Below are 12,031 nucleotides of genomic sequence, written 5' to 3' on the forward strand. Positions count from 1 at the left end.
CTTCACATGAATATGTGATTTGTGCAATCCAATTATCTTATTAGCTTGCGCAGATAATGAAGACACAATCCCTCATACTTTCTTTGATAGCAAGCGTAGCTCTTCTACAAGGGGCAGAGGCCCAATATTTGCCTTTTCGAACCTACTCTATTGAAGCTGGATTGAGTGAATCGGTAGCACAAGCCTTAATTCAAGACGAGCGCGGATACATCTGGGTCGGTACCGGCTATGGCCTGAACCGGTTTGACGGTGTTTCTTTCAAACAGTTTTACGAAGAAGACGGATTGGCCTCAAACGATGTCCACGCACTTTTCCAGGATAGCGAGGGCACTATTTGGATAGGTACAGAATACGGGATTTCCATACTGCAGGATGATACACTAATAACGCCTGAATCAGTTTCCCAGTTAAATCAGGACCCTGTAATTTCGATAACCGAGGACTCTGAGGGAAATTACTGGTTTGGCACCGAAACTAATGGAGCATGGAAGTTAAATGAACAGGGTGACCTCAGCTCCGTCAATGAAACGATGGGCATCTCCATGCAGTGGGTTCAAACGATCTACGCAGATGATGATGGAATGATTTGGATTGGATCAAGAGGGGGTCTGGCCCGAATTAATGGAGATCAAGTCAGGTATCATTCAACAGAAAATGGACTACCGAACAACCGAATTCGCCACATTACCGGTGATGAATTTGGAAGAATCTGGATCGGTACTTTTTCAGGACTGGTAAAAGTTGAAAATGGTATTCTAACCACTTACAACCGTTCGGATGGATTGCTGGATGAAAAAATCCAGACGATTACAGTAGAAGATCGAAATCGAATTTGGCTGGGGACAGAGAGTGGAATTTCTCTTTTTGATGGGAGGAATTTTCAAAATTATACGAGGAATGAAGGGGTTCCCGGTACAATTGTTCAATCCTCATTGTTAGATCATGAAGGGAATATGTGGTTTGGAACACTTGGAGGTGGAATCTGTATCTATGTAGGCGATTATTTTCAGAGTTATAATATTGAAAATGGACTCACCAATAACGTAGTTACCGGTTTTGCCGAGGGGCCTGATGGTGATGTCTGGATTGCCACCTACGGGGGAGGTTTATTGCGGTATGACGGCCAGGTATTTCAACCCTACGATGAATCGGATGGGTTGGTAGATAACATCGTTTTTTCATTTCTCCTGGACAGCGATAATCGACTGTGGATCGGAACTCGCGGCGGAATAAGTATCTATGAGGATGGTCAATTTAATACTCTCAGTTCAGACCGGTTTCCATTTGGGATGGTTCGAGAGATATATGAAGATGTAGAAGAGGATGAATATTGGATTGCCACCTACGAAAGTGGGGTGATTCAAATGCAGGAAGAGGGATATATTCAGCATCATACAGGTAATGGCTTTTTGAATAATACTGTCATGGATATCAAGCGTGATGACCAAGGGAACTACTGGTTTGCAACCTATGGTGGCGTGGCTATTTACAACGGTGAACAGTTTGAATATTTGACCATGGCTGACGGACTGCCGAGTAATGGCGTCATCCAAATTCATATAGATCACAATGGCGACAAGTGGTTTTCTACATTCAACGGTGTTGCAAAATATGATGGTGAAACCGTTCAAAGATTGACACAATCTGAGCAGATCGATCTTATCAGCTATTTTATCATACAAGATCAGCAGAATCAATATTGGGTGGGGACAAACCGCGGTCTTTATCGTCTGCACCCCGAAGAGTTGTTGGAAGCAGATAATACACTACAACGATTGAAGTCGTTCCGTGTGTACAACAAAAACCAGGGACTCATCGCGAATGAGCTGAATGCAGGTGCATCGTATGTTGCATCTGATGGCACCATTTGGTTAGGCACAGTAGAAGGATTAAGCCATTTTTATCCAAATAAAATCCGGGATATAAGCGCTCCGCCGGGAATTGAGTTTGAGGAAGTGATGGTGAGCGGACGGATGATTGATCCAAAAGGGGAGCATCAGTTTAGTAATGATGAAAATTTTGTGCAGATATCCTACTCTGGTTTGAGCTATGAAGCACCAGATCAGATTTTTTATGAGTATAGAATGAGGGGGCTCGGCCAGGGATGGCAAATTACAACCGACCGAACGATTCGATATCCATCACTGTCTCCGGGAGAGTATGAGTTCCAGATTCGTGCCTATAATGCAGATGGTGTTGTAAGTGCAAAAAGAGCTCGTTTCTCTTTCGATATTGCATATCCATATTACTTGCGCTGGTGGTTTTTTCTATTGATTAGTTTAGTGATTGTTGGATTGATTTTGTTTTCAATTCGATATTTCAAGGTCAAAAAACAGGTAGATATTGAACGGATGCGCGTTCAAATTGCCAGCGACCTGCACGATGATGTTGGATCATCACTGACGGAACTCGCCCTTCAAACCGATTTTCTGCAAGCTGTAACTACCGGTGATGAGGTGAAGAAAACTCTTCAACAGTTGGGCGAACACAGCCGAAAAATTGTGAACAGCCTGGATGATATTGTTTGGTCTATAGATTCCCGAAATGATACAGCCGGGGATCTTACTGACAGGATGCAGGATTACGTAAACCAGGTTTTTGTGAATGGAGAGGTTAGCGTGTTTTATGATTTTGAAAATCTTCGGATGCATGAAAAGCTGCCGGTCGACGTTAAAGAAAACATATACCTTATTTTTAAGGAGGCAATTAATAATATTGTAAAACATTCAAATGCATCCCGGATTGATATCAATTTTTCATTTTCCGGGAAGTCCTACACATTAGAGATTCACGACAATGGCACCGAAATCAAAAATGACAGGAAATCGGGTCAGGGATTGCGAAACATTCAAATGCGGGCAGACCGCATAGGATCGGACGTAGAGATCGTTTCAAATGGCGGGTTTACAGTTCGTGCAACCGGGTCCATCAAATAGACAGAGGAGCAATATGATTAATATTGGAATTGTAGAAGATAATGTGAAGATCAGGAATTTAATTCAGAGATTCCTCGACATGCAGGAGTCAATGAGTTGCAAAACCGCTGTGGATTCAGTGGAAGAGATGCTCGATCATCTCAAAGAATACGATCCGCCTGATGTAATTTTAATGGATATCCAGTTGCCGGGAATGTCAGGGATTAAGGGAATAGAGATCATCAAAAAAAATTACCCGGATGTGGAGATTATTATGCTAACGGTGTACCACGATTCGCATAAAATTTTTGATTCGCTGGTTGCCGGCGCTTCCGGGTACCTGTTAAAACATACGTCTCTGCCCGAAATCAAAGAATCGATAGAAAACCTTGTGGCCGGAGGTGCTCCGATGTCTCCGCAGATTGCGCGAAAAGTAATTGAACATTTTAATAAGCCCAAGCCTGAAAAGAAACCAAAAAGTGATTTAACAGCCAGGGAACAGGATATTGTAAACGGACTTGTGGATGGGCTAAGCTATAAATTGATCGCCGACAGGTACGATATTTCTATTGATACCGTTCGTGCTCACATTCGAAACATTTACAAGAAACTACACGTTAATTCTAAAGCAGAGGTAATTGCAAAATCCCTGCGTGGTGAAATTTAGAATATGCAACTGCATCACATGGTTATGTGATAGTTGGTTGTTCAATTATATTGTATTTTAAAAGTGGATAAGAAATAATCGGTAATTCCGGAGGCTATTATGAGACATTTAACGAAGAAAATAACCACTTTTTTGATTGCAGTATTGGCATTAACTGCAACAAGCTGCTATACACAGCTTCAAACCACGTATAGTTCCTATCCCGGCAGTGGCTACTATTCATCAGATAGTGATACCGAAAGAGTTGCTTCCGGAGAAAGATCTGTAGAAGAACGCGGCGATCAGGTTGTAAATGAAGAAGACTACACCCTGGGTTATGACGATGGATGGTCGGATGCCGAAGCTTATTACTTTAAAGATTATGAAGCAAAACGGTGGTATGAAGAGTATGGAGCTACACTTGCCCACGATCCCTATGTACGGGATTATGTTACCAGCCATTACCGATATGGCCGGGGCTACTCACCTTATCACTCTTATTATTATCCTCATTACCCATATTACTCTCATGCATATTGGTCTTCCCGGTGGACATTTTCATTAGGATTTCATGTAGGCTGGAACCATTGGTATCCTCGTTATTCCTATCATCCATACTACGATTATTATGCCTACCCGGGTTACTATCCATATTATGGCGGTTATCGTGGATGGGGTTATAATCCTTACTATGGAAACACGATTGTAATTTATAATGGATCGCGAGGAACCAGTCGTAATTATGGGCCACGAAATAATGGTTTGTCTTCACGCGGATCAGAAACTGTTCGAAGAACAAGATCCGACGCAAGAGTGAGAAATACGGCTAACAGGAGTGATATTCGGTCGAATGCACGATCCAGAAATGTATCGACTACACGAAGCCGTGGTACCGTAAATCGATCCAGCGGAACAACCCGTTCAAGGTCTTCATCTACAGTGCGAAGCAGATCCGGAAACAGTTCAAACAGCCGGGGAACCGTTAACAGAAGTTCAAGTAACCGGTCCCGGAGTTCCGGTAATGTAAATCGCAGCCGCTCTTCATCCTCAAACCGAAGTAATGGAACTGTAAACAGAAGCCGGTCTTCTAACGGAGGAAATGAAAGTGCAAGCAGAAGCCGGTCTTCTAATCAGTCTCGGGCTAATGTTGGCAGCGAAGGTGTAATTATCAGTCGCGGTACATCAATTATCCGGAATCGTGAATCAGACCAGAGACGTTCCGCTGTAAATCGTACCCGGTCAACTACGGATCGAAATACAAGAATCAATCGATCTGCTGATGTAAACAATCGAATTCAGGCTGACAGGAACCGAAGCAGAGTAGAATCAAACAGTCCTCAAAATCGAAGAGAGCGATCTCTCAACACACTCCGAAACAAGCTTTTGGATCGGGAAAAAGTTGAAGCTCCGGCAAGAGATAACTATAACAGGTCTACAACCAGAAGTAGTGGTACAAGTTTCTTCAATAACAGTGCCGTACGGCAGATCAAAAAACATGTGTTAGGCAACAGTCGATCAAGAAGTAGCAGCAGCAGTCGTTCATCATCTGTTGGGCGGTCTTCCTCTTCTTCGAACGGTCGATCCTCTTCTGTAAGCCGGACAAGGTCAAACAACTCTTCACGTTCAACTGTACGCTCCAGCCGGAGTTCCTCTTCATCGAAAAGCCGGGGATCATCCAGCAGAAGCCGATCCTCCTCGTCATCGAGGGACAGAAACTAAATTTGGTTTAAGATCGTATTAAAGAAGTCTGTAAAAATCATCTAAGGTAGGCGAGCTATGCGAAAATTTTTAAAAATTACCATCCTGTTTGTACTGATATTTGGCGTGGAAAAGGCCATTTCTCAGCATCCCAATAATAATCTTCTTTATAGCAATCAAGCTACACTTTTCGGGGATCAGGGAGTTTCTTTTGATCCCGTTTCAATCGTCCTTCCCGGTACAGCTACAAAATCTGGCATCGGCTCGTTTATGGACAATCCTGCCGGTATTGCCCTCTATGAAAAGAGTTATTTTGATTTTGGTTTATCGTACGGAAGCGTTCAGGAAGATGCTACCTATTTGGGAAATTCAAGAACTCAGGACAACAATCAGTTTAACATGTCGAATATTGGTTTTTTGTACAAATTTCCGACAGAACAGGGCAGTTTTGTAATTGGGGCTGCTTATACAAGGCATACATCTTTTAACAGGGGAGTGGGATTCAGAGCCCGGAACGAATCCAGTACTATAACCGATCAGTTTAAAACCGATGGGTCTCCCTACCAGGATATTGCATTTAATACGTATGCCACAGATTACGGCGATGAGTTCCAGGACTGGGATGAGTCTGTTTTTCGAATTGGATTTGAGCAGTTTGGCGATTACCTGGGTGTTCGACAGCAGGGTGAAATACTACAGGATGGCGGTGGCGGAGAGTACTCTCTGTTTTTTGCTACAGAGTTCCAGAAAAACTTGATGGTGGGTGCAAGTATTGGATTACTATCCGGGAAATTTGAATACGACCGAATTTTCCAGGAGATCGACGAATTTAATGACTATAACAGCCAGATTATTGACAGCGATGATGATGGTACGTTTGATACAGATATCGACAATTTATTACTGGATGACAATTTAAGCACCCGGTATAATGGATTCCGAGCCCGTGCGGGACTTCTTTACAAATTAACGGAGAATCTGAACGTGGGTGTCAGTTACACACTGCCAACAAAAATTACGATTGATGAAACGTTTGACGCTACCCTTACAACGACATTTGATAATGGCACCGAGTTCAGTGACGGTACAGACAGCGAATTTTCTTACAACGTGAACTATCCGGGGATGTTGAAAATTGGCGCAGCTCTGCAAAATTTGTCGGGTCTTTCGGTATCACTTTCTGCTGAATATGTGGACTATTCTAATACTGAAATTGAGTTTGAAGAGAGTGAACTCTTTGAGGATGAAGTACTGGAAAATGATTTCATCCGGGAAGCCTATCAATCCGTTTGGAGTTATCGTGCCGGTTTTGCATATGATGTAAACCCGGGCCTAACCCTTCGCGGCGGGTATGGTTTTAAACCCAGTAGATTTGATGACGGAATCGATGATAAAACTGCGTATTCGTTTGGTGCAGGTTTTACGGTGGGAGAGGGGCTTCGGTTTGAGGCCGCTGCCCGCTATCTAACCTGGGATGAAGAATCCACTGTTTACGAGTACGGTGAGTATAATTACGAACCTCTGCCCGATAACCTGCCTGCCGTAAATTTCCGGTCTGAAACGGCAAACAGGGCAGTCAATCAATGGCAAATACTGGGGACTATCCGGGTTAGGATGTAAAAAAACGTCCGCAAACCGGGTAGAAATGCGGACGTTAATGATAGCTCTAAATATTAAAAGCTGTTCTCTTCAGATCTTGAACTAACCTTTTTTAGGGTTTACACTTAGCACGGCTGTTTTTACATGCCGTATAACGTTAGCCGTTGTGCTTCCCATCATCAAATAGTTGATACCTGTTCTGCCTACGGTTGCCATTACAATCAGATCATAATCATTATTTTCTACATGGTTGAAAATAGCTTCGTGCACAGAATCTTTAGACACGATTACCTGGTTGCTCACATTACCATTAATTCTTCCGAAATGTTCTTTTTCGAGAAGTTTTAAACGCTCCTCACGAATTTTTCGAAGAGAAAGATCTTTTTCATCCTCATCAAACTGTTCAAAGCTGAGCACATGCAACAGTTCTACCGTTCCCCCCGATTTTTCAGCAATATCTATTGCATATGGATATGCTTCAGCCGCATTATCAGAGAAATCGGTTGTTACCAGTATTTTATCAAAATTATCTACATCCGATTCGTTTTCAACGACCATTACCGGTGTGTGGGCAAGCCGTACAACTTTTTCAGCTACTGAACCAAGCAGGAAACGTGAGAAAGCCTGTTCGTCCATGGCTGCTCATGATAATGTAATCGTATTCTTCCGAGGCATCTATAATACCTTCCGCCGGATTTCCCAAAACCACAGCAGGGTCCTGCAATCTGCTCTTATCAACAAGGCTCTCTGCCACCTCTTTTGCGCGGCTAACCAACTTTTCCTCCAAATTTTCAAAATTCTGATACATTTTTGAGCTTAATCCTAACGCATAAGGTTCGTCCAGTTCAGATATTGGAAGATGTGAATAAAAGGGTGTAACTGTTCCATCAAAAAGTTTCGCAAATTTATTTGCTACTTTTAAAGCTTTTTGGCTGCGCTCGGAAAAATCAATTGGGACAAGAATTTTCATTTGAGTATTTAATTAGTTGAATTTTATGCTGTTATAGCTTCATTGATTAATTATAATTTCACTAAAATCTGTTTAAACGTAAACAGACAATGAACTCTTAAATTCGGGATTAATTAAATTGACTGGAGTCTCTGTTTCTCCGTTTAAGAATCCAGTGTATGATTGGTGGAGCAATTATGATAGCAATAAAAATCTGGCCGGTGTAGATGTAGAGAAGAAGAGCAATAAGAAGGCAAACAAGTAAAACGATTATTGAAATCAGCCAAACGGTTTGATGGGTCGTCATGCGTAGTCTAAGTTTCTCAATATTATTATTTAAGGAATCATTAAGTGAAGGCTTTGCAAAACTCTGACCGTCATCCTGAACTTGATTCAGGATCTCCAGATACTGGCAATAAAGACGAATGGAGAATCTGAATCGAGTTCAGATTGACTAATAATCACGGTTTTGCAAAGCCCTCTAAGTAAGAATAATAAAAAATTTAAGTGTGAATATAGTATGATTCTATTCTCCAGAATCTGTACATGTCGATTAATTTTATCTGTCGTTTGCGTTAATCTAAAGTGGTTTAATTCCCCGATCCTCTGGGTCGGAAAAAAGATAAAAGTCCCCCTTCGAAGGGGGAAAGCGAACGGAGGTGAGCCTTAGGATGTGTTCTGACGTTTTGTATTGTCCAGACCTTAGTTCATGAGGCACAGGAATTCATTCCCCAATGCCCCTTTTGAAAGAGGGGACACTTCACAATAAGTGCATAGATTGTTAAAAAAAATTTGGACTATAAGTTGATATCTCGTGGGCTCTGCACCGAGGTAGTACATTTGACGAACTGGCGAATGCTGAGCGAAAGACAATTGATGGATGTTTCTGCTATTATTTTACCATCAGCCTTCCTAAGATTTTTTTGAGAATTCCGGGCTAACCGGTTTCAAGTCTCAAAATTTCGAGTGGTGAATGATTGAAAATATGCCTGCTTCCGCTCCAGCCAATCAGAATTGCAGCCACAGTTATCAGGGCAGATAACAAAGAAACTGTAAACAGGTCGGGTACGAAAACAAGGTCAAAGTAGAAATAAGCTAATGTCCAGCTCGCAACAATGGCCAGCAGCAAACCGGCCAGTCCGGAAAGTAAACCCAAAAGTGCGTACTCTATGGTTTGAATTGTTCCGATTTGGGATTTATCTGCACCGAGTGTTCGAAGAAGAACAGATTCCCGGGTTCTCTGTTTTCGGCTGATGGCGATAGAGCTTGCCAGAACGATGAATCCTGTAAGAATGCTAAAAAACGCCATGAACTGAATAGCAAGTGCCATCTTATCCAAAAATTCTCGCACACTTTGGAGGGCAACAGAAATATCAATAGAGGAGATATTTGGAAATTGTGCAGTTACTTGCTGCTGCAGATCTATTGTTTGTTCCCGTGAATTTGTTCTTACGGTAGAGGCAAAAAATTGCGGAGCCTCTTCAAGTACACCTTTGGGAAACAGCACGAAGAAATTGGGTTGAGGCCGGTCAAAATTCACCTCCCGAATACTTGCCACCACTGTTGTAACCGGAACTCCCTGAACGTTGAATCCAAGTGTATCACCCACTTCAACCTTCAAATCCTCGTCAATCTGGTCGGCAATAGAGATCGGTACAACAGAACCAATTCCATCAGCCTCTCCGATCCATTCTCCCTCCAGTATTGTTTCGGAATCGATAAGGGAGTCCCTGTAAGTAACCCTGTATTCTCTTGATAGCGCCCACCCGCTTATATCCAGAGTAGTATCCGCACGAACCTCAGAAACGGGCACACCTTTACGGCTGGCGAGTCTCATTGATACAATGGGCACATTCTGTATTACTTCTGCATTATTATCTTCAATAATATCCAGGAAAGGTTGATTTTGATCGACCTGAATATCATAAAAAACTGCATCTGGCATCTGTTCGCCTGTTTGAAATTCTATGCGCTGAAGCAGCATATCCTGGCTCATATATAGTGTTCCAATCAGAAGCATTCCCATCCCAAGTGTAATCATAAGCATGGATGTTTGATTATTTGGCCTGAATAGATTTGCCATACCCTGCCGTACAGTATAAGAGAAAGATTTCAACCGCAGTTTTTTAATGGTAAACATCAAGAGAGCCGCAACTCCCCATAGTAAGAATACACAGACAATCAGTCCGCCGGTAAATCCAAGGGCCACTAAATAACTTTCAGTCAGTAATCCAACGACTGCAACGAGAATCAGGATTGTCGATGAAAATGACACTATTTTTGCACGTTTCGATAACGCTTTGATTGGAGAAAATTCTACCGTACGAAGGGTTAACAAGGGGGAGATTGTACTAATAGTTACTAATGGTAACAGGGAGAAAACCAAACTGATTAAAAGCCCAGTAAACAACCCGAGTGCAACAGCGGGAACAGAAACCGATTGTACGATTTCAAACGGAAGAAGTCCCTCAAAAAGGGAAGGAATATAAAGTTGAATAAAAATACCCAGGCCGGTTCCAACCATTGCTCCAAAGAGTCCCATTGCAGAGATCTGTATAGCAAATATTGCAAGTATTTTTTCCTTTGTGATGCCAAGACATCGCAGTGTTGCAACCATATTCGATTTTCGTTTGATATACACATACACTGCACTGGAAACACCTAATCCACCCAGCATAATGGCGATGAATGCGATCAAACCTAAAAACCTTGAGAGGTTATTCACAACCTCTTCGAACTCCTCTCTCTCCTCGGCAACAGTTTCCGTGCGGATTCTGTACTCTTCGGCAATGGGCTCGAATGCCTCTTCGATCTCACCGGCTTTTTCCTCAGAATCAAATTTAAAATAGTGCATATATTCAACCCTGCTGCCGCGGTCAAGCAATCCGGAGTCTTCTACAATGGATTTTGGAATATATACCCGGGGACCGATGAGTGAAAAAGCTGCGGCTTCTCCCGGCACGCTGATTAAAGCTCCGCCAATTTGAAGAGTTATATTTCCAACCTGGATACTGTCGCCAACTGCAGATCCATATTGGTTGAGAGCTGATTGCTCAACAATGGCAAATTTCTCCTCTTTATACCTGTCTGCTGCACTTGCTGGTTCAGTTTTTAGTGTGCCATAAAGGGGAAAAGGTCCCTCAATGGCTCGTATTTGTGATAAACGGGTGGAGCCGCTTTTTTTAAACAGCACCATGGAGTTGAATTCAATGGAATTTGCATCGCTCCCTCCAATGGAATCGATAAAAGCGATCGCTTCTTCGGGGTAGGGTTGATTTGAATCCATCTCAAGGTCGGCTCCAAGTAACTCCTTTGCCTGGCTGTCAACGGTGAGAAGTACATCACTTCGGAAAGAGAGAATGGCTACAAGTGCGGCAATGCCAGCAATCATGGAGGATGTGTAGAGAAGCAGGCTTTTCCATTGTGGTTTAGTATCTCTCCAGGCCATCCTCCAGCTCGAAGGAGAAAACAGTTCGTTTATCAGCTTCATTGTGTTATGTTGGCCCGGATTGTTTCGGTTTCTTCAACAGGAGATTTTGTATCAGAGATAATGGCTCCACTCCTCAATTCGATAATTCGATTACATTTCGATGCCAATTCCCTGTCGTGGGTTACTATGATGAGTGTGGTCCCTTCGTCCCGGTTTAATTCAAAAAGAAGATCTTCTATTTGAGCACCGGTATCTCCATCAAGGTTTCCTGTCGGTTCATCAGCAAAAAGAATATCGGGTTTGTGAATGAAGGCTCTTGCCAGGCCAACACGCTGCTGTTCCCCGCCTGAAAGTTGAGTAGGGTAGTGGGTGATGCGATCTTTTAAACCGACTTTATCGAGTAGTTCAATAGCTTGTTTCTCCACCTCTTTATAGGAAAGACCGCGGAGTTCAATGGGAACCATTACATTCTCAAGGGCCGTAAGCGTTGAAATGAGTTGAAAAGATTGAAATACAAACCCTATTTGTTCGTTCCTGATGGATGATAGTTCCGATTCACTGAGAGCGGAAATTTTTTGATCGTTCAGAAAAACATCTCCCGATGTAGGTTTATCCAACCCGGCACAGAGTCCTAAAAGAGTAGTTTTACCACTTCCGGATGGACCGACAATTGCACAGGAGAGTCCGCTTTCAACCGAAAAAGTTATATCCTTAAGTACAGTGAGCTCTTTGTTGCCGCTTGTAAATGTTTTTGAAAGAGTATCGACAGATAAAATGGAACTATTCGTCATTAT

Annotated in this window: 8 protein-coding genes; 4 read left to right on the plus strand and 4 right to left on the minus strand. The window is 42.6% G+C overall.

Going from position 1 to position 12,031, the window contains the following annotated elements:
- Nucleotides 1–83 precede the first annotated feature (83 nt).
- The 4 genes from U5K72_14030 to U5K72_14045 all read left to right on the plus strand — a co-directional run bounded on the left by U5K72_14030 (nt 84) and on the right by U5K72_14045 (nt 6,879).
- Entirely contained in the window at nt 84–2,936 is a 2,853-nt protein-coding gene (locus tag U5K72_14030) for a two-component regulator propeller domain-containing protein (GenBank protein MDZ7719930.1), read from the plus strand.
- A 13-nt stretch (nt 2,937–2,949) separates the two neighbouring features.
- A complete protein-coding gene (locus U5K72_14035) occupies nt 2,950–3,582 on the plus strand; it encodes a response regulator transcription factor (GenBank protein ID MDZ7719931.1) in 633 nt (210 codons plus the stop codon).
- A 99-nt stretch (nt 3,583–3,681) separates the two neighbouring features.
- Nucleotides 3,682–5,280 (plus strand): hypothetical protein, encoded by a 1,599-nt coding sequence (locus U5K72_14040; GenBank protein ID MDZ7719932.1) that lies wholly within the window; start codon nt 3,682–3,684, stop codon nt 5,278–5,280.
- A gap of 57 nt (nt 5,281–5,337) precedes the next feature.
- On the plus strand, nt 5,338–6,879 hold the full coding sequence (locus tag U5K72_14045) for an outer membrane protein transport protein (protein ID MDZ7719933.1): 1,542 nt from the start codon (nt 5,338–5,340) through the stop codon (nt 6,877–6,879).
- A gap of 81 nt (nt 6,880–6,960) precedes the next feature.
- Here the strand turns inward: U5K72_14045 and U5K72_14050 are convergent, their stop codons facing one another.
- The 4 genes from U5K72_14050 to U5K72_14065 form a co-directional block, all read right to left on the minus strand.
- Nucleotides 6,961–7,494 (minus strand): universal stress protein, encoded by a 534-nt coding sequence (locus U5K72_14050; GenBank protein MDZ7719934.1) that lies wholly within the window; start codon nt 7,492–7,494, stop codon nt 6,961–6,963.
- The gene (locus U5K72_14055; GenBank protein ID MDZ7719935.1) at nt 7,448–7,828 is read right to left on the minus strand and encodes a universal stress protein; all 381 of its coding nucleotides are present in this window, start codon (nt 7,826–7,828) and stop codon (nt 7,448–7,450) included. The genes U5K72_14050 and U5K72_14055 overlap by 47 nt, the downstream gene beginning before the upstream one ends.
- Nucleotides 7,829–8,744: 916 nt before the next feature.
- Nucleotides 8,745–11,297, minus strand: a complete 2,553-nt coding sequence (locus tag U5K72_14060; GenBank protein MDZ7719936.1) for an FtsX-like permease family protein — start codon at nt 11,295–11,297, stop codon at nt 8,745–8,747.
- Complete coding sequence (locus U5K72_14065) at nt 11,294–12,028, minus strand: ABC transporter ATP-binding protein (protein ID MDZ7719937.1); 735 nt, start codon at nt 12,026–12,028, stop codon at nt 11,294–11,296. Before U5K72_14065 ends, U5K72_14060 begins: the two co-directional genes overlap by 4 nt.
- Nucleotides 12,029–12,031 lie beyond the last annotated feature (3 nt).

This window comes from Balneolaceae bacterium (assembly GCA_034521495.1).
Classification (GTDB): domain Bacteria; phylum Bacteroidota; class Rhodothermia; order Balneolales; family Balneolaceae; genus Rhodohalobacter.

Coding starts and splice junctions, on each gene's coding strand:
- U5K72_14035 (MDZ7719931.1), top strand. CDS start 2,950: ATGATTAATATTGGAATTGTAGAAGATAATGTGAAGATCAGGAATTTA.
- U5K72_14065 (MDZ7719937.1), bottom strand. CDS start 12,028: ATGACGAATAGTTCCATTTTATCTGTCGATACTCTTTCAAAAACATTT.
- U5K72_14055 (MDZ7719935.1), bottom strand. CDS start 7,828: ATGAAAATTCTTGTCCCAATTGATTTTTCCGAGCGCAGCCAAAAAGCT.
- U5K72_14040 (MDZ7719932.1), top strand. CDS start 3,682: ATGAGACATTTAACGAAGAAAATAACCACTTTTTTGATTGCAGTATTG.
- U5K72_14060 (MDZ7719936.1), bottom strand. CDS start 11,297: ATGAAGCTGATAAACGAACTGTTTTCTCCTTCGAGCTGGAGGATGGCC.
- U5K72_14050 (MDZ7719934.1), bottom strand. CDS start 7,494: ATGGACGAACAGGCTTTCTCACGTTTCCTGCTTGGTTCAGTAGCTGAA.
- U5K72_14045 (MDZ7719933.1), top strand. CDS start 5,338: ATGCGAAAATTTTTAAAAATTACCATCCTGTTTGTACTGATATTTGGC.